Raw genomic sequence first — 18,909 nt, 5'->3', positions numbered from 1 at the left:
AGGACTGTGCAGAATTCTTGAAGTACCTGTCGGCACCTGGCGAATCGTTCAGCCTGCACAGGAGATCGGCACTCCGCATTACGCATCACGCAGGCAGGTGAATGCGCTGGCGTGGCTGCCAGCGGCGGCAACGCGGCTGGTTCACGCGCGCATGCATCCAGCACCTTGGCCTCAGGCGCCGGGCGCATCCCCGGCGATTCCCGGGAACACGATACGCACGCTGAAACCGCGCCCGCCCAGACCCGGACCGGTTTCGATGCCTGCCTGGTGCAGATCCACGATGCCGGCAACCAGTGACAGCCCGATGCCGCTGCCGCGCACCGGCGTGCCGGCCACGCGGTGGAAGCGGACGAAGATGGCAGCGCGCTCGGACGCGGGCACGCCCGGACCATCGTCGGCAACCTGCAGGTACACCTGCCGCGGGCCCTGAGCGGTGTGCGCGCTGTGGCCTTCGCGCATCGCATCGCCCACATGGCCGCAACTGATCAGGATGTTGCCGCCCTCGGCGGTGTAGCGCAGCGCGTTGTCCACCAGATTGCGCAGCAGGATGCCGATCTCGTCCACGTTGCAGGCGATGCGGCAGCGGTGGATATCCAGATACAACGCGCGCGCATTCTGGCTGGCGTGCACCTCGAATTCCTGCGCGACGTGCTGCACCAGCACACTGAGTTCGGTGATGGCGTGGGTCGGCGCGGTGCTGCCTGCGTTGAGGCGTGCCAGATCCAGCAGTTGCTCGGACAGCCGGGTGCTGCGTTTTGCCACGCGCAGCAACTTCGACAACGCGCGGTTCTTGCTGTCCACGTCCTCGGCCGCCAGCGCGATCTCGGCCTGTGCCTGCAAGGCCGACAGCGGCGTGCGCAGCTCGTGCGCGGCGTCGCCGATGAAACGGCGTTCGCCATCGATGGCCGCATCCAGCCGCTCCAGCATATGGTTGAACGAGGCCACCAGCACGTAGATTTCGCGCGGCAGTTTCGACAGCGGCAACGGGGTCAGATCGAACTGCTTGCGGTGCCGCAAGGCGATCCCCAGCGCTCTGACCGGCTGCAACGAGCGCCGCACCACACACCACATCACCACACCCGCCACGATCACCAACAGGCTGGCCAATGCCAGTGCATGCCAGGCCGCGTGCCGCATGTCCGCATCGACCACGCTCTGCGGATTGCCAACCTGCACGCTGACCCGCCCGGTCTTGTCGGTGATGGCGTATACGCGCCACTGCACGCCGTTGACGATGGTGCTGGCCGCCCCATCGGTAAAGGACGGTTGCAGCGCAGAATCGGGTGCGCCCGGGGTCCGCGCCACCATCCTGGCGCGGTCGATCCAGACTTGGAACACCAGCTCTTCGCGCGCGTTGGTGAAGGTGTCCGGCAATTGCAGGCCCGGGCCGGCCCTGCGCTCGAACTTGCTCCTGGCCGGAATGGTGATCAGCATCTGCGTGGCGATGGCCTCGAGCTTTTCATCCCAGGTGCTCTGCAGATTGAGCTGCAGCCAACTGAGCACGATGGCAATGACCACCACCCAGCACACCGCGATCACGCTGACGATCACCATGAACAGCTGCGCCGTGATCGACCGCGGTCTCATGCGCTCGGCTGCCCCACCACATAGCCCAGGCCGTGCACGGTTCTGATCAGGTCCTCGCCCAGCTTGCGGCGCAGTTGATGGATGAACACCGCAATGGTGTTGCTTTCCAGCTCGCTGGAGGGTCCGTAGACCAGATCCTGCAGGCGATCGCGCGTGAGCACGTGGCCGGGCCGCTCGATCAGCGCCAGCAGCGTGCGGTATTCGTGCGCGCTCAGCACCACATCCACGCCGCCCCTGCTCACCGCACGGCGGCTGCGGTCGACCTTGACCTCGCCGAAGGTGAAGATCGGCACCACACTGCCCTGGCTGCGCCGGATCACCGAGCGCACCCGCGCCCACAGCTCGTCGAACTGGAACGGCTTGACCAGATAGTCGTCGGCACCCGCATCCAGGCCGACGATGCGCTCGCTCAACTGTCCGCGTGCGGTGAGGATCAGCACCGGCGTGGCATCGCAGCGCGCACGCATGCCGCGCAACACCGACAGCCCGGATTCGCCGGGAAGCCCCAGATCCAGCAGCACCGCCGCATACGGATGCGCGACCAGCACCCCGTTGGCGGCACCGGCATCGACGACATGGTCCACCTCCCAGTCACCTTGCTGCGCACCATCGCAGATGGTTTCGGCCAGCATGACATCGTCTTCGACAAGCAGCAGCTTCATTCGGTGCCGATCGGTAGGCAAACGTGGGCGCACAGCATCGCTGAGCGGGTTTAATTCTGCATTAAGAGGCCGGGCTGGCGGCGAGACGGCGTGGGGCTTGGGCTGGACCTGGTGCAAGCCATCATGCGTCATCACGGCGGCAGCATGGTGCTGGTACCCGACACTGCGCCTGCCGCCTGTCTCCGGCTTGCGTTCGCGCCGCCCCATCGCAGGAGATCGCAGGAGGGCGCCGAGCCTTCACCGCGGACGCGCAACGCGTATCCGCCGCTGACGCCACGCGCCTGCGCAAGCGAAGACACGCGTATGTGTTCATTGCCATCTGTGCTTGGACTGGCAACGACGCCGGTCTGCCATCGATGCTGATGACCACCTGAACTGACGCGACCGATTCGCGGCCAGGACAGACTGCGGACAGACTCTTGCTTTAGCCTTGATTTTGCACACTCGCGCAATCTTCGTTGGCATGCGCATGTGCCGCTTGGCCGAATTTTTTCTACGTTGTGAGGATAGATGGCTCGTTCGTATATGACGTCGTTTTTTCGCGAATGGCTCACCGCACCCTGCTCCGTTGCAGCGATACCCCCCTCCGGACGCGCACTCGCCTCCATCATCACTTCCGAGCTGTCGGAACGTACCGGCCGTGTTCTCGAACTCGGGCCGGGCACCGGCGTGTTCACCCAGGCGATGATCGACAAGGGCGTGCAGGAAAAGAACCTCATCCTGCTCGAGTACAACGCCACCTTTTCTGCGTTGCTCAAGCAGCGCTTTCCGCGTGCAAGACTGCTGCAGATGGATGTTGCCGATCTCGAATCGATGCCCCGCATCGATGGAGCCTGCGTCGATGCCGTGGTCTGTGGCCTGGGTCTGTTGAATATGCCGGCCCATCAGGTGGCTGCGATCTTGCGTGGCGCCTTCCTGCAGTTGAAGCCTGGCGGTCGGCTGTATCTGTTTACCTACGGATTCAAATGCTCGGTTCCGTCGCAGATTCTCGACGCGCTGGATCTGGAGGCCGTCAGGATCGGGCGCACCTATCGAAACGTGCCGCCTGCGACGACCTATCGCATCCAGGCTCGCAGCGACACAAGGTAGAACACGATGCAGACCAACGCGCAGCTCGCGCTTGTCGTGAGCTGCGGCCTTCCGGGCGTGCTGGCCGTGTCCTACATCGAAAAATTCATTCCCGTCGTGCCGTCCTACCTGATGCTGATGGTGGTTGGCATGACGGCAAGCAGCGCTCCGGCGCTGTTGGCAGCGTGGGCGGTCAGCGTGACCGGATCGGTGCTGGTCACAGTGAGCTGGTACGCGATAGGCCGTGCGCTGGGCAATACCCGCGTGCGCGCGGTGGTGGGCAGGTACGGCCGGTTCGTGTTCTTGCGCATTGCGACCTATGAGCACCTGGCGCAGTCGTATCGACGCAACGATTTCCGGGTCACCCTGGCGGGTCAGGCGATTCCGGTGGCACGGATCTATCTGGCATTGCCGGCAGGCGTCATCCAGGTGCGGTTCTGGGCGTTCCTGCTGGCCTCGTCGCTGGGCATTGCAGGCTACAACCTGGTGTTTGTGTTGGTGGGCTTTTTCCTGCGCGGCACCGGGCACGATCCGCTGGTCACCGGCATGCTGATCGCCGCAGCGCTGGTCGCACTGGAGTGCGTGGTGTTCCTTTCGATCCGCATGAAAACCCGCGCGAAGTCCGTCAAGGTCTAGGCGCCCGAGGGACGCCGTAAGTGCATCCGCGCACAGGCAATGCGCTGATTGCATCACGCAGCACCGAGGCCCGCACCGGCAGTGCGATCAAGGCTGGTGCATGCGGCGAACACAAACTGCTACCTCTTGCCATGGCCGCGTCAGCCTGACCAGTACGGCTGCGCTGCAGTCAGGCAACACCCCTCGCACGCATCGAGCCACTGCAGCCGCTGATTCGCGCTGCCAGGCACACCGTGCACGAGGCAGTTCGTGAACCTATCCCTACCAGGCAGGGCGAATCAAAAAACTCTTAAAACCTCGCTCGCGCGTCATCCATAGCATCGCCTTCAGCAACCAGCCACCGCCGCATCGCAGCCTCGCCACACCGCCTGCCCGGCGCTGTCGCAGAAGCGTCCGTGCTGCTTCACCCACTCCCGGGTTCACATCATTGGATCGCGCCATGTCGTCCCACCGCTCCATCGTCCCGCCACAACCATCGGCTCCCGCCAGCAATCGCCAGGCGTGGCACGACTTGCCCGATCTGCAGCAGCACCACTCCCGGCGTCGGCGGCTGAGCCAGCTGCGCTGGATGGCGAGCATTGCCTGCGCGGGCGTGGCGGCGTTGTGGTGCGGCCCGCTGCTGTGGTCGTGGCTGCGCTACGTCACCGCGTAGCGCAACGCGCAAATGTCGTGGCAGGTGTGCTGGTTGCCCACCCCGTGCCTCACCCAACTCTGAAGGATCCTGCGATGACGACTTCCCGTTACCTTGTTGCGGCTGCCACCGTGGCGTTGCTGTCGGCCTGCGCGAGCCGACCTGCCACCACACACGCATCGGCACCTGGCGTGATCGGTCCGCCGATCGGATCGACGCTGGTCGCGCCGCCACTGTCGCAATCCACGCTTGATCCACCCGAACAACAGCAGGGTACCGGCGACGCTCCGGCGCAGGAACACGCTGGCAGCGCCCAGCCGGCGGTGCCGCACGCCGCGCACGCCGCGGCGACGCCACCACCGTCGGCAGACGCCAGCTCACGCGCGGAACAGGACGCCCAGGCGCTTTATGCCACCACACCGGTGCGCGATCCGTGGGAGGCCTATAACCGCAAGATCCACGGCTTCAACCGCGGTGCCGACAAGGTGCTGTTCCGTCCCGTTGCGGTGGCTTACGACAAGATCGCGCCCCGGCCGGTCAAGACCGGTGTCAGGAACATGTTCGCCAACCTCGGCCAGCCAGGCACGGCGGTCAGCCAACTCCTGCAGGGCCGCCCGGTCAAGGCGACGCAGTCACTGGGGCGCTTCGTGGTCAATAGCACCCTCGGTGTGGCCGGGCTGTTCGATCCGGCCACCCGCTTCGGCATGCCCAGATACAACGAGGATGTGGGGCAGGTCTTTGCCACCTGGGGCTGGCGCAACTCGCGTTACCTGGTGATGCCGATCCTGGGGCCGGGCAGTGTGCGCGACACCGTTGGTCGCTTCGGCGACCAGCAGCTGACACCGCTCACCTACCTGGACAATGCACGGCTCGCCAACTCGCTGATGGGCCTGCAGCTGGCCGACGGGCGTGCGCGGATGCTGCCGATGGATGCGGCACGCCGCGATGCCGTGGACGACTACACCTTCGTACGCGACGCCTGGGCACAACGGCGCCAGAAGCAGATCACAGATGATTGACCGCCACCGGCATCTCGCCTGCACCACTGATTCGCTTCCGAGATGCCGCGTGCACGACCGTGCGGTACGCGCGGTCAGTGACCTGCCTCTGCAATCAGCAGCGACAAGTTCAATGTCTGCGTGGCGCACGCACGCAGACTGCAACTGCCGATCACTTCGCCCTCAGGATCTCCGCCGATCACGGTCTCACGCAGACTTGGCACGGCGCAGGCGCGGCCCGGCCGCCTTGCGGGGTGTGCTGCTGGTCTTGGTTGGCTTGCTGCGCGAGTCGGTCAGAAAGCGCAGCGTCGCCGCTTCCCACTGGCGCTCGCCGCGCACGCCGGTGGCCATGGCCTGCAAGTGGCCGGCACGCCAGCCTTCGAATACGCGTGGGTCGATGTAGGCCTTGCGACACACCGAGGGCGTGTTGCCCAGCGCATCGGCCACTTCGCGGATGACATCGTTCTGCACCTGGGTGAGCGCGCGTTCGCTCATGCGCTCGGGCAGCGGCAGGCGCGCCAGCCGTTGCAGCGCGGCCAGCGTGCCGCCCCAGGTGCGGAAATCCTTGGCGGTGAAATCCTCGCCCATCGCCTCGCGTAGATACTCGTTGACCTCGCCCGAATCCACCGGCTGCAGTTCGCCATCGTCATCGCGGTACTGGAACAGCGATTGCCCCGGCAATTGCTGGCATTCGCGGATCAGTTTGACCAGCTGCTTGTCGTCCACTTCGATATCGTGATCCTGGCCGCTCTTGCCGCGGAACTTCAGCCGCGCACGTCCGCCGCGCAGGAATTCCATATGCCGGTTGCGCAAGGTGGTCAGCCCGTAGGAACGATTGCTGCGCGCATATTCGGCGTTGCCCACGCGCACCAGGGTGTCGGCCAGCAACGCCACCACGATCGCCAGCACCTTCTCGCGCGGAAATCCCGGCAAGACCAGATCGCGTCGCAGCCGGCGGCGCAACTTGGGCAGCGCCTGGCCGAAGGCGATCACCCGTTCGAACTTGCCTTCGCCACGCACCTGCGCCCAATCGGCGTGGTAGCGATACTGCTTGCGCCGGCGCGCATCGCGCCCGGTGGCCTGCAGATGGCCGTTGGGCTTGGCGCAGATCCATACCTCGGTATACGCCGGCGGAATGGCCAGGGCACGGATGCGCTGCAAGGTGTCGGCGTCGGCCACGCGTTGCCCGTCCGCACTGCGGTAACTGAAGCTCTTGCCGGCCTTGCGGCGGCTGATGCCGGGCTGCTGATCGTTGACGTAGGTGAGCCCGGCCGCGCGCGCGGTGGCCTTGGCCTGCGCGACTGCGGCCACGCTCGCCACCGCGGCCGTGGCGGCCACCGCGCCGGCGGCAACGGAGGCCAGCTTGCCGGCGGCGCTGGCGGTGGCTGCGGCATTGCGAAGAACACGTTTGGCTTTCATTGCGCACGGATCGAAGGACAGGCGCCGATTGTTGAGCCGGGCGGGACTAGGCCGCGTCAACGCTGCGACAACGCCATGTGGGCAAGCGATGCCCGCGAACGGGTTTTCTGCTTATGCTTGGGCTTCCCCCACTGTACTGGAGTTATCGATGCGTGCTGTCCTGCCTACTGCCCGCCTGGCTTGTACCTTGGTTGTGCTGGCGGCATTGAGTGCCTGCGGTTCGCCGCAACCGGACGAGCAGGAAGCCGTCTCCGCCAAGGCGCAGCAGGCCGCCGAACAAGCCGCCGCACCGGCACCGGCCGCCGCGCCCGAAGCGCCGCCGATCGGCAGCTGCGATGCCACCCAGGTGCAGTCGCTGGTGGGCCAGGCGCTGACCGACGCGGTGAGCGAACAGGCCCGCACCGATGCCGGCGCCAAATCGGTGCGCGTGCTCAAACCCGGCCAGATGACGACGATGGAGTTCAACGGCGAGCGGCTCAATCTGGAAGTGGACGCCAAGAACGTGATCGCCTCGGTGCGTTGCGGCTGAGCGCCGCCTGTTCGCCTGTGGGCGAACAGGCGCCGAGCCAGCTGGCACAGGGCCTTGCGGCCGCCCTCGTTGCAGCTGTAACGGTGTATTGCGGCACCGCATCAACTGTGGTCTAGTCGATCATCCGGTGACCTCTTCGAAACGCTCCACGGATCGAGCGCTGCAACGTCGTCGCCGCTCTCCCAGATCGCAAAGAGGCAGACATGGCCCCCCGCACTCGCCAAGGGCTCAACGACTACGGTCTCTACAACAGCGCGCGCGATGAGCGCGACGCCTGTGGTTTCGGCATGGTCGCCCAGTTGGACGACCAACCTTCCCGCTCGCTGGTGGACACCGCGATTGCGGCGCTCTCGCGCATGACCCACCGCGGCGGCGTGGCGGCAGACGGGCTCACCGGCGATGGCTGCGGTCTGCTGATCCGCAAACCCGATGCGTTCCTGCGCGGGCTCGCGCGCGATGCCGGCATCACCGTGGGCACGCGCTATGCGGCCGGCGTGGTGTTCCTGCCGCTGGACGAGGCCGATGCGGCACGCTGTCGCGCCGAACTGGAAACCCAGTTGCACAGCGCCGGCGTGCAGTTCCGCGGCTGGCGCGTGGTGCCTACCGACGACAGTGTCTGCGGCCAGCTGGCGCGCGACACCTTGCCGCGCATCGAGCAGGTCTTTGTCGATGCCGGCGCCGAACAGAGCGAAGACGGCTTCACCCTGGCGCTGTTTTTGGCGCGCCGCCGCGCCGAGCAGGCACTGCGCGAGGTGGCGGACTTCTATGTCACCACCCTGTCGCCCAACGGCATCAGCTACAAGGGCATGGTGCTGCCGGACAAGCTGAGCACGTTCTACCCGGACCTGCAGCGCAGCGACCTGTCCTCCAGCGCAATTGTCTTTCACCAGCGCTTTTCCACCAACACGCTGCCGCGCTGGCCGCTGGCGCATCCGTTCCGCCTGCTCGCCCACAACGGCGAGATCAACACCATCGAAGGCAACCGCCGCTGGGCGCAGGCGCGCAGCAAGGTGTGGCAGACCCCGCGCTTCGATATCGCGCAGTTCGACCCGGTGATCTCCATGCACGGCTCCGATTCGCAGAGCCTGGACAACATGCTCGAGCTGCTGATCGCCGGTGGCATGGACCTGCTGCAGGCGCTGCGCATCCTGGTGCCGCCGGCGACCCAGTCGCTGGAGTTCAAGGACGCCGACCTGGCCGCGTTCTACGAGTTCTACGGCCTCAACACCGAGCCGTGGGACGGCCCGGCCGGCATCGTCGCCTGTGACGGCCGCTATGCCGCCTGCATGCTCGACCGCAACGGGCTGCGCCCGGCGCGCTGGATGCTGACCTCCGACCGCCATTTCCTGGTGGCCTCCGAGGCCGGCGTGTGGGAGCTGCCGGCCGAGCGCATCACCCGCAAGGGCAAGCTGGGCCCGGGCGAGATGATGGCCATCGATCTCAAGCGCGGCGACCTGCTCGACTCGGACGCCATCGACCGCATCAACCGCGCGCGCGCGCCGTACAAGCAATGGCTGCAGCAGGGCGTGACCTACCTGCAGACCGAACTGATCGACCCCTCGCTGGTGGAAGAACCCTTCAGCGAGCAGACCCTGCGCAGCTACCACAAGCTGTTCCAGCTCAGCACCGAGGAAGTGGAGCAGATCCTGCGCCCGCTGGCCGAGACCGAGCAGGAAGCCACCGGCTCGATGGGCGACGACACCCCGATGGCGGTGCTCAGCCGCCAGACCCGGCCGCTGTACGACTACTTCCGCCAGGCCTTCGCGCAGGTCACCAACCCGCCGATCGACCCGCTGCGCGAAGGCATCGCGATGTCGCTCACCACCCAGCTCGGCAAGGAGACCAACATCTTCCATGCCGGCGCGGAGACGGTGAACCACGTCATCCTCAACTCGCCGGTGCTCAGCCAGCGCAAGCTGCGCCAGCTGCTGAAGATGGAACAGTACGTCGAGCGCAACCGCCTGATCGACCTGTCCTACAGCGTGGAGGAAGGCCTCAAGGCCGGCCTGGAACGCATCTGCCAGGAGGTGGAAGCGGCCGCGCGCGCCGGCGCCGTCATGCTGTTGCTGTCGGACCGCTACCCGGTCCCGGACCGGCCGATGGCGCATGCGCTGCTGGCCACCGGCGCGGTGCATCACCACCTGTGCAAGGTGGGCCTGCGCTGCGACGTCAACCTGATCATCGAGACCGGCACCGCGCGCGATGCGCACCACATGGCCTGCCTGCTCGGCTTCGGCGCCACCGCGGTGTATCCGTACCTGGCCTACCAGACGCTGTTCGACCTGGGCCGGCGCGGCATCCTGCAGCTGAGCAAGGGCGGCGAGCAGTCGCAGATCGGCCGCCGCTACCGCAAGGGCATCTACAAGGGCCTGTCCAAGATCATCTCCAAGATGGGCATCTGCACCATTGCCAGTTATCGCGGCGCGCAGTTGTTCGAGATCGTCGGGCTGGACCCGGACGTGGTGGAGCTGTGCTTTGCCGAAACGCCCGCCCGCATCGGCGGCGTGGGCCTGGCGCGGCTGGACACCGAGGCGCGCGAGCTCACCGCACGCGCCTGGAACGACCAGCTCAAGCCGGAAGTGGGCGGCCTGCTCAAGTACGTGCACGGCGGCGAGTACCACATGTACAACCCGGACGTGGTCATGACGCTGCAGCGCGCCACCCGCACCGGCGATGCCGGCGACTGGCAGAAGTACGTCGACGCGGTGCATGCGCGCCCGGCCTCCACGCTGCGCGATCTGGTCCAGCTCAAGCGCGCCGACACCCCGACCCCGCTGGACGAGGTCGCCCCTGCGGCCGATGTGCTGCGCCGCTTCGACACCGCCGCGATCAGCCTGGGCGCGTTGTCGCCCGAGGCGCACGAGGCGCTGGCCATTGCGATGAACCGCCTGGGCGGGCGCAGCAATTCCGGCGAAGGCGGCGAAGACCCGGCCCGCTACAGCACCGAGAAGCGCTCCAAGATCAAGCAGGTGGCCTCGGGCCGCTTCGGCGTCACGCCGGAATACCTGGTCAATGCCGAGGTGCTGCAGATCAAGGTCGCCCAGGGCGCCAAGCCCGGCGAAGGCGGCCAGCTGCCCGGCCACAAGGTCAACGAACTGATCGCACGGCTGCGCTACGCCAAGCCCGGCATCGGCCTGATCAGCCCGCCGCCGCACCACGACATCTATTCGATCGAGGACCTGGCCCAGCTGATCTACGACCTCAAGCAGGTCAACCCGACCGCGCTGGTCTCGGTGAAGCTGGTCGCCCATGCCGGCGTCGGCACCATTGCCGCCGGTGTGGTCAAGGCCGGCGCCGACCTGATCACCGTGTCCGGCCATGACGGCGGCACCGGGGCCAGCCCGGTCAGCTCGATCCGCTACGCCGGCGTGCCGTGGGAACTGGGCGTGGCCGAGTCGCACCAGGCGCTGGTGGCCAACGACCTGCGCGAGCGCACCATTCTGCAGACCGATGGCGGCCTGAAGACCGGCCTGGACGTGGTCAAGGCCGCGCTGCTGGGCGCCGACAGCTTCGGCTTCGGCACCGCGCCGATGATCGTGCTGGGCTGCAAGTACCTGCGCATCTGCCACCTCAACAACTGCGCCACCGGCGTGGCCACCCAGGACGAGCGCCTGCGCGCGAACTACTTCACCGGCCTGCCCGAGCGCGTGGAGCATTTCTTCCGCCTGCTGGCCGAGGAAGTGCGCCAGTGGCTGTCCTACCTGGGCGTGCGCTCGCTGGACGACATCGTCGGCCGCACCGACCTGCTCGAACAGCTGGAGGTCTCGCCGCGTGCCGGTGTCAAGGTCGACCTGTCGCGCCTGCTCACCCATGCGCGCTACGACGGCAGCCACTGCGCCGCCCAGCGCCTGTACGAGTCGCCCGACAGCCTGGCCACGCAGATGGACGGCCTGCTCGCCGATGCGATCGCCAACAAGCGCGGCGGCGGCCATCGCTTCCTGATCCACAACACCGACCGCTCGATCGGCGCGCGCCTGTCCGGCGCCATCGCGCGCGTGCACGGCAACCACGGCATGAGCGATGCGCCGTTGAACCTGCGCTTCCGCGGCACCGCCGGGCAGAGCTTCGGCGCGTTCAACGCCGGTGGCCTGCAGCTGGAGCTGGAAGGCGAAGCCAACGACTACGTCGGCAAGGGCATGGCCGGCGGCCGGCTGGTGGTGCGTCCGCCACGCGGCGCGCGTTTCGAGGCGCGCAGCACGCCAATCGTGGGCAACACCTGCCTGTACGGCGCCACCGGCGGCGAGCTGTTCGCAGCCGGCCGCGCGGGCGAGCGCTTTGCGGTGCGCAACTCCGGCGCGCTGGCGGTGGTGGAAGGCGCAGGTGACCACTGCTGCGAATACATGACCGACGGCGTGGTGCTGGTGCTGGGCAAGGTGGGCCTGAACTTCGGCGCCGGCTTCACCGGCGGGCTGGCCTATGTGCTGGATATCGAGCGCGACTTCGTGGACCGCTACAACCACGAGCTGATCGACATCCACCGCGTCTCCGCCGAGGGCTTCGAGAACCATCGCCAGCACCTGCACACCCTGATCAGCCGCCACCGCGAGCTGACCGGCAGCATCTGGGCGCAGCAGATCCTGGACGAGTTCCGCGACTACATCGGCAAGTTCTGGCTGGTCAAACCCAAGGCCGCCAGCATCGAGTCGCTGACTGAGTCGCTGCGGCGCGCCGCCTGATGGCGGCACGACGCAGCGACGGGATTGGAAATTCGGGATTAGGGATTGGTTCGAGCCCTATTTCGCTCGCATGCCGTGGCGAGCCCCGCCCCTCCAATCTCGGACGCCTGTCCTCACGCGTTGAGTTCGTTTGTTCGAGATTCGCATTGAGGCAGACCACCGTGGCCCGCCTTGGCGAATCCCCAATCCCAACTCCCGAATCCCAGCCCCTATGAGCCGCAAGCAAGCCTTCCAATTCCTCGACCTGCCCCGGACCATGCCCACGCGCATTCCGGTGGAGCTGCGTACCTCCGGTGACTGGGGCGAGCTGTACGGCAAGTTCGACAAGGCCGACGCGCAGTACCAGTCCGGCCGTTGCCTGGACTGCGGCAATCCGTATTGCAGCTGGAAATGTCCGGTGCACAACGCCATTCCGCAGTGGCTGCAGCTGGTGCAGGAAAACCGCATCGAAGAAGCCGCCGCGCTGTGCCACTCCACCAATCCGCTGCCGGAGGTGTGCGGGCGGGTATGTCCGCAGGATCGCCTGTGTGAAGGCAGCTGCACGCTGGAGGAATTCGGCGCGGTCACCATCGGCGCGGTGGAAAAATACATCGTCGATACCGCATTCAAGATGGGCTGGCGCCCGGACCTGGGCAACGTGCAGCCGACCGGCTGGCGGGTGGCGGTGATCGGCGCAGGCCCGGCCGGCCTGTCCTGCGCGGACCGCCTGGTGCGTGCCGGGATCGAGGCGGTGGTCTATGACCGCTACGAGCAGATCGGCGGGCTGCTGCAGTTCGGCATTCCCAGCTTCAAGCTGGACAAGTCGGTGATCGGCAAGCGCCGCGAGATCCTCGAAGGCATGGGCGTGCAGTTCCGCCTGGGCGTGGAGATCGGCAAGGACGTCAGCATCGAGCAGTTGCTGGGCGAGTTCGACGCGGTGTTCCTGGGCACCGGTGCCTACCGCTACACCGATGGCGGGCTGCCCGGGCAGGATCTGAAGAACGTGCTGCCGGCGCTGCCGTTCCTGGTGCAGAACAGCCGCATCGTCAGCGGCAACGACCCGCACGGCCGGCCGATCGCCGGCTGGGAAGACCAGATGGCGCTGCCCGATCTCAACGGCAAGCGCGTGGTGGTGCTGGGCGGCGGCGACACCGGCATGGACTGCGTGCGCAGCGCAATCCGCCTGGGTGCGGCCAAGGTCACCTGCGCGTACCGCCGCGACGAGGCCAGCATGCCGGGCTCGGCGCGCGAGGTCGCCAACGCGCGCGAGGAAGGCGTGCGCTTCCTGTTCAACCGGCAGCCGCTGTCGATCGAATCCGGCGCCGACGACGAGGCGATCGGCGTGACCGTGGTGGAGACCAGGCTCGGCGACCCCGATGCCAGCGGACGTCGCAACGCGGTACCGGTGGAAGGCAGCGAATCGCTGCTGGAAGCGGACGTGGTGATCATCGCCTTCGGCTTCTCGCCGACGCTGCCCGACTGGTTGGCATCGCAGGGCGTGGAAGCCGGCAGCAACGGCCGCATCGTTGCGCCGTCCGACGACAACGGCCGCCTGCCCTACCAGACCAGCAACCCACGCCTGTTCGCCGGTGGCGACTGCGTGCGCGGCGCCGACCTGGTGGTCACCGCCGTGGCCGAAGGCCGCGACGCGGCCGGCAGCATCGTGCAGCTGCTGGGCGTCAAGGCGCAGGTCAAGGAACCCGCCGCCGCCTGAGTGTTGACCAGCGCGTGGGCTCGGTGCCCATCGCTGGTTGTCGCGTTACGCGGGCGAGCCGCACGCTGTCTGTGCGCAAAGCCGCATCACCCTGCTGGATGCAGCACATCCATGGCACGGAAAACGCGCGCATGCGCGACGGAACCCCCGCCTGCGCCTGGCTCGAGACCAGGGGCGATACCTGCCCCCACGCAGGCCAGATGCCTCCAGGCGCGACGCCAACAGCCCTTCCGCAGGGTCGTGTGTCCTATCCGACCCCAGCGCGCCACGCACAAGCGAGGTTGTTCCGCCATCGGCATCGCGCTGAATACGCACCGGGGCCGGAGCGCAGTGGCGGCGGACGCAAGCGTCCATCCGCCATGCAAGGCCCACAGGCACGTATGAGCTCGCAATCCCCCTGCAGGCAGGCCTGTATCGATCTGCAGCCTCGACGATTGCACCTGCCGTATAAGTGTGATTTAAGTCACATATCCGCTGTTGCCATGTAACGCGAGCCCGATCAATCACCACCGACGCGCAGGACGTTCTGCGCCGACCTGGATGTCCTGGGCAGTGACGGCAGTCGGTTCCATCCCAGGTGCGGGCAACGCCGCCGCCGTGGACTCCAGACCTCGTTCACGTGTCGCCGCGCCACGCGGCGGCGAAGCCGTGGGCCTCACCAAGGAAGCAACCTCATGACACAGCAACTCGCTACCAGCCAACACGGACGCGACGACTGGGTGGATTGGCTCCGCGGCGCCAGCGTACTGATGGTGATCGTGCTGCACGCCTATGGCTTCGCCTTCGATGCCTACCCGGAACTGCGCGGCGGCGCGACTGAGCAAGCCAGTGCCCTGATGCTGTCGATCGAGCGCCTCAACCGCTCGCTGGCACCGCTGCGCATGCAGCTGATGTTCCTGCTCTCGGGCCTGTTCGTCGCGCGTGGGCTGGACAAGGGCATCGCGCCCTACCTCGGCGGCAAGCTGCGGCATGTGCTGTACCCCTACCTGCTCTGGTCGGTGCTGATCTTCGCCCTGCGCGAGGCAGGCTCGGTGCTGGCCAAGTCCGAACCCATCGCCTGGCTGGATCTGGGCAAGATCGCGGTCGGCAATGTGGCGCTGACCTGGTTCCTGTTCTACCTGTTCGTGTTTCTGGTGCTGATGCCCTTGCTGCGCCGGCTGCCGGCGCCGTTGGTGCTGGCCACGACCCTGCTGGGCTCGGTCTGCCTGGGTCCGCTGCTGCGTCAGGGTGCCGATCCGTTCTACTACTTTGCGTTCTTCTACATCGGCACGCTGCTGGCCGGCCGGGTGCCGGCCCTGCTACGGCAGGCACCACGCTGGATCTGGCCGCTGTCGTGCCTGAGCCTGTGCGCCATCGTGCTGATCGCCAATCTCACCGCGCTGCATGGCATCTGGATCGGCTACCTGCCGCTGGTGCTGATCGCGCTGCCGCTGCTGATCGCTGCAGCGATGTGGGCAAACCAGCAACCGGCCGCGCAGGCGATCCGTTATGTGGGCCGCAACTCGGTGGTGTTCTATCTGAGCCACTTCCCGCCGTTCATCGTGCTGGCCTATCTGCTGCCGCGCTGGATCCACGATGGGTCGCTGCTGTTCTTCGCCTTGTTGGGCACCGGCGTGCTGGCGCCGACCGTGCTGTGCCTGCTACGCACGCCGGGCCGCCTGCCCGCGCTGAACCTGCTGTTTTCCGCACCACTCCTGACGCGTACCCCACGCCCCGCGACGCCGCTGGTGTCGCCCTATCCGGCGCAGGACGGCAGGGTGGCCGCTGCGCAGGGCGCCTGACCTGGTTGATCGCATCGAGGTCCGGCGATCTTGCAGTCGGTGGCCGGGTGTCATCCGGCAGCAACGTGGGCGCGGTCACTGCCGCGTCCACGCTGTGGTGACCGCGCAAACACCTGACGTGCAGCCCTGTTGCAGGGCTGCATCGAGTGCCAGGCGCGCTGGGCGATCAGGCCGCCTTGTCCAGCGTGGCCATGTCGATCACGAAGCGGTACTTCACATCGCTCTTGAGCATGCGCTCGTAGGCCTCGTTGATCTGATCGGCGCGGATGGTTTCGATGTCCGAGACGATGTTGTGCTTGGCGCAGAAATCCAGCATTTCCTGGGTCTGGCGAATGCCGCCGATCAATGAACCGGCCAGCGTGCGGCGCTTCATGATCAGATTGAACACGCTCGGCGACGGGTGCGACTCCTCGGGCACGCCCACCAGCACCATCGCCCCGTCGCGCTTGAGCGCATTGAGGAACGGGTCCAGGTTATGCGGCGCGGCCACGGTGTTGAGGATGAAGTCCAGCGTGTTGGTCTGCGCCGCCATCTGCGCCTCGTCCCGGGAGATCACCACTTCGCTGGCGCCCAGACGCAGCGCATCGGCGCGCTTGCTCTCGGAGGTGGTGAACAGCACCACCGTGGCACCCATCGCCTTGGCGATCTTCACCGCCATATGGCCCAGGCCACCCAGACCGACCACGCCCACCTTCTGACCGGGACCGACCTTCCAGTGTGCCAGCGGCGAATAGGTAGTGATGCCGGCGCACAACAACGGGGCCACGGCCGCCAGGTTGTCGCTGTGCGAGATGCGCAGCACGTATTTCTGATCGACCACGATGTGGTCCGAATAGCCACCGTAGGTGTTCTCGCCACCCCCGAACATCGGACCGTTATAGGTGCCGGTGAAGCCCTGCTCGCAGTACTGCTCTTCGCCTTCCTGGCAGGAGGCGCAGCTGCGGCAGCTGTCGACCATGCAGCCGACACCGGCCAGGTCGCCGACCTTGAATCCGGTGACCGCATCACCGACCGCAGTGACGCGGCCGACGATCTCGTGGCCGGGCACCGACGGGTAGCGCGTGTTCTGCCATTCGTTGCGTGCGGTATGCAGATCCGAGTGACACACACCACAGTAGGCGATATCGATCTGCACATCGTTGGGGCCGGGCGCGCGCCGTTCGAATACGAACGGCGCAAGTGGCTGATCGGCAGTTTGGGCGGCGTACGCGTGGGCTTGGCTCATGAGAGAGACTCCGGGATGTGACGTCCCCGCGACAGTGCGGAAGACAAAAGTAAGCGGGTTGTAGCTTAAGACAGGCGCCTGTCGCACTCCTGCGACAGTGCGTCTTGCCTGTCGGGTTGCGGGCGCGAACGCAGCGGCATGGTGCGCCTTGCAGGTGTTTGCGCGCGATCAAATCGCTGTTGCCGGCGTGAATGGCGCGCTAACGCCGGAGCTTCTACGCTGACCAACCACCACCTTGCCCTGCACCATCCCTGCTGGCCGTGCCCTCCCCCTGCGGCCGCCTACGTCGATGCCGAAGGAGGCTTCCATGTTCCGTTCTCCCCCCACGTTCCCATCCTTGCGCAGTGCTGCACTCGCACTGACCTTGCTGGCCGCCATGCCGCTGGCGCACGCCAAGGAGCCTGCCCGCCCTGGAAAGGAGTCAAGCGGCCTGAAGTACGTCGGCGTCAATCTGTCCGGCGCCGAGTTCAACTCACGCAAGAAACCCGGCACCCTGTTCAAGGACTACACCTACCCGTCCGCAGCGGATTTCAGCTATTTCGCCGGCAAGGGCATGAATACGATTCGCCTGCCGTTTTTGTGGGAGCGCCTGCAACCGCAGCTCAGCGGCGACCTGGACCCGGCACAACTGGCGCTGCTGAAGAAAGCGGTGGCGGCGGCCAAGGCCAACAAGCAGTACCTGATCCTGGATGTGCACAACTACGCCAAGTACAACGGCAAGCGCATCGGCAGCAGCGAGGTGCCCACCGCGGCGGTCGCGGATCTGTGGCGCCGGCTGGCGCTCGAATTCAAGGGCGACTCGTCGGTGATCTTCGGGCTGATGAATGAGCCCAACGGCATTTCCGCCACCGATTGGGCAACCGCGGCGCAAGGCGCGATCAACGCGATCCGCAAGACCGGCGCCAGGAACCTGATCCTGGTGCCGGGCACCGCCTACAGCGGCGCACACAGCTGGCGCAGCGCCAGCTACGGCGTCTCCAATGCCAAGGCCCTGGAAATCCTCAAGGACCCGGGCAACAACCTGGCCTTCGAAGCGCATCAGTACCTGGACAACGACTACAGCGGCACCAAGCCGGTGTGCACCAGCGCCACGGTCGGCGAAGAAAAGCTGCGCGGCTTCACCGCCTGGCTGCGCGAGAACAAGCAGAAGGGCTTCCTGGGCGAATTCGGCACCGCCAACAACCCGGTCTGTGACCAGGCACTGGAAGGCATGCTGACCTACATGGAAAAGAACAGCGACGTGTGGCTGGGCTGGACCTGGTGGGCCGCTGGCGCATGGTGGAAGCCGGAGTACTTCTTCACCGTGCAGCCGGGCAAGGACGGCAGCGACAAGCCGCAGATGTCGATTCTGAGCAAGTACGCACGCCGCGCGACCAAGTAGCCCACGCGGGCGGGCCGCTCACGGTGGTCGCGGCCTGTGCTGCGGCCACCGTTTTTTTTTGCGTGCCATCGTTCACGTCCTGCCACGGAGAAGCGATGGGATCCGCCGATGCTTGCCTGCAGCGCGCTGCATCGCTCGCAGACGCCAGCGCACTCAGCGTGTCGCAGGATGCGCATTGGCGGTCCGCTGCCGGACGCATGGCGCAGCCCACAACGCACGCGCTGCACATGGCACATACCAAGTTCCGCGATCGCACCAGGTGACATTTGCGCGTGCCGGCGTGCTGATCCCACCGCGTCGCACCGCGGCCGCGCGCGCCGCGCTTTTGCGTTCCGGCGATCGCCCTGCGCAGGGCAGCGCGTCGCGACTGCGATCTGCGTGGCCGCCACGCGCGACGTCATCACCTGCAGCATTGCGATCGCACAACAGCCGCCTCCAGGCAGGCCGGATGCACGGTGTTTCCGCAGCCGTGCGGCGCAGAGTGCACCCGGCCTGCAATGGGCGTGACGGCGTGGCGTCGCTTCACCACAACAAAGCGTGTGCATGTTTGGCAATAACTGCGGAGTGGCTCACAGCTCGAATTAAGTGATATCTCGCATTCGTAGTTTGAATGTCCGGATGCG

Annotated in this window: 13 protein-coding genes; 9 read left to right on the top strand and 4 right to left on the bottom strand. The window is 66.5% G+C overall.

Going from position 1 to position 18,909, the window contains the following annotated elements; all coding sequences use genetic code 11:
• Positions 1-171: 171 nt before the first annotated feature.
• Positions 172-1,587 carry a sensor histidine kinase gene (locus LL972_RS16240; RefSeq protein ID WP_228328467.1) on the bottom strand — a complete coding sequence of 472 codons (1,416 nt, stop codon included), beginning with the start codon at positions 1,585-1,587 and terminating at the stop codon, positions 172-174.
• Positions 1,584-2,249, bottom strand: a complete 666-nt coding sequence (locus LL972_RS16235) for a response regulator (protein WP_228328466.1) — start codon at positions 2,247-2,249, stop codon at positions 1,584-1,586. The genes LL972_RS16240 and LL972_RS16235 overlap by 4 nt, the downstream gene beginning before the upstream one ends.
• A 525-nt stretch (positions 2,250-2,774) precedes the next feature.
• On the opposite strand from LL972_RS16235, the gene LL972_RS16230 reads away from it, so the two are divergent.
• The 4 genes from LL972_RS16230 (at position 2,775) to LL972_RS16215 (ending at position 5,603) form a co-directional block, all read left to right on the top strand.
• The gene (locus LL972_RS16230; protein ID WP_228328465.1) at positions 2,775-3,338 is read left to right on the top strand and encodes a class I SAM-dependent methyltransferase; all 564 of its coding nucleotides are present in this window, start codon (positions 2,775-2,777) and stop codon (positions 3,336-3,338) included.
• A 6-nt stretch (positions 3,339-3,344) separates the two neighbouring features.
• Positions 3,345-3,953: a DedA family protein gene (locus tag LL972_RS16225; RefSeq protein WP_228328464.1), complete on the top strand. Its 609-nt coding sequence runs from the start codon at positions 3,345-3,347 to the stop codon at positions 3,951-3,953.
• A 439-nt stretch (positions 3,954-4,392) separates the two neighbouring features.
• Positions 4,393-4,605, top strand: coding sequence for a hypothetical protein (locus LL972_RS16220; RefSeq protein ID WP_228328463.1), 213 nt, complete (start codon positions 4,393-4,395; stop codon positions 4,603-4,605).
• Between the two features lie 74 nt (positions 4,606-4,679).
• Positions 4,680-5,603, top strand: a complete 924-nt coding sequence (locus LL972_RS16215; protein WP_228328462.1) for an MlaA family lipoprotein — start codon at positions 4,680-4,682, stop codon at positions 5,601-5,603.
• A 186-nt stretch (positions 5,604-5,789) separates the two neighbouring features.
• Here LL972_RS16215 and LL972_RS16210 read toward each other — a convergent pair whose 3' ends face one another.
• Entirely contained in the window at positions 5,790-7,091 is a 1,302-nt protein-coding gene (locus LL972_RS16210; RefSeq protein ID WP_228328476.1) for a DNA topoisomerase IB, read from the bottom strand.
• Positions 7,092-7,149: 58 nt separating this feature from the next.
• Here LL972_RS16210 and LL972_RS16205 point away from each other — a divergent pair, with 58 nt between their 5' ends.
• The 4 genes from LL972_RS16205 to LL972_RS16190 all read left to right on the top strand — a co-directional run bounded on the left by LL972_RS16205 (position 7,150) and on the right by LL972_RS16190 (position 15,680).
• Positions 7,150-7,530 carry an I78 family peptidase inhibitor gene (locus LL972_RS16205; protein WP_104586236.1) on the top strand — a complete coding sequence of 127 codons (381 nt, stop codon included), beginning with the start codon at positions 7,150-7,152 and terminating at the stop codon, positions 7,528-7,530.
• Between the two features lie 203 nt (positions 7,531-7,733).
• The gene (gene gltB, locus LL972_RS16200; protein ID WP_228328461.1) at positions 7,734-12,206 is read left to right on the top strand and encodes a glutamate synthase large subunit; all 4,473 of its coding nucleotides are present in this window, start codon (positions 7,734-7,736) and stop codon (positions 12,204-12,206) included.
• A 211-nt stretch (positions 12,207-12,417) separates the two neighbouring features.
• Entirely contained in the window at positions 12,418-13,899 is a 1,482-nt protein-coding gene (locus LL972_RS16195; protein WP_228328460.1) for an FAD-dependent oxidoreductase, read from the top strand.
• A 674-nt stretch (positions 13,900-14,573) separates the two neighbouring features.
• Positions 14,574-15,680 (top strand): acyltransferase family protein, encoded by a 1,107-nt coding sequence (locus LL972_RS16190; protein ID WP_228328459.1) that lies wholly within the window; start codon positions 14,574-14,576, stop codon positions 15,678-15,680.
• Between the two features lie 166 nt (positions 15,681-15,846).
• Here LL972_RS16190 and LL972_RS16185 read toward each other — a convergent pair whose 3' ends face one another.
• Complete coding sequence (locus LL972_RS16185; protein ID WP_228328458.1) at positions 15,847-16,905, bottom strand: NAD(P)-dependent alcohol dehydrogenase; 1,059 nt, start codon at positions 16,903-16,905, stop codon at positions 15,847-15,849.
• A gap of 307 nt (positions 16,906-17,212) precedes the next feature.
• On the opposite strand from LL972_RS16185, the gene LL972_RS16180 reads away from it, so the two are divergent.
• Positions 17,213-18,286, top strand: a complete 1,074-nt coding sequence (locus LL972_RS16180) for a glycoside hydrolase family 5 protein (protein ID WP_228328457.1) — start codon at positions 17,213-17,215, stop codon at positions 18,284-18,286.
• Positions 18,287-18,909 lie beyond the last annotated feature (623 nt).

The sequence above is a fragment of the Xanthomonas campestris pv. asclepiadis genome (genome assembly GCF_020784175.1).
Lineage (GTDB): Bacteria > Pseudomonadota > Gammaproteobacteria > Xanthomonadales > Xanthomonadaceae > Xanthomonas > Xanthomonas campestris_D.
The sequence above is the reverse complement of the archived record's forward strand: the minus strand, read 5'-3'. Positions and strand labels throughout refer to the sequence as shown.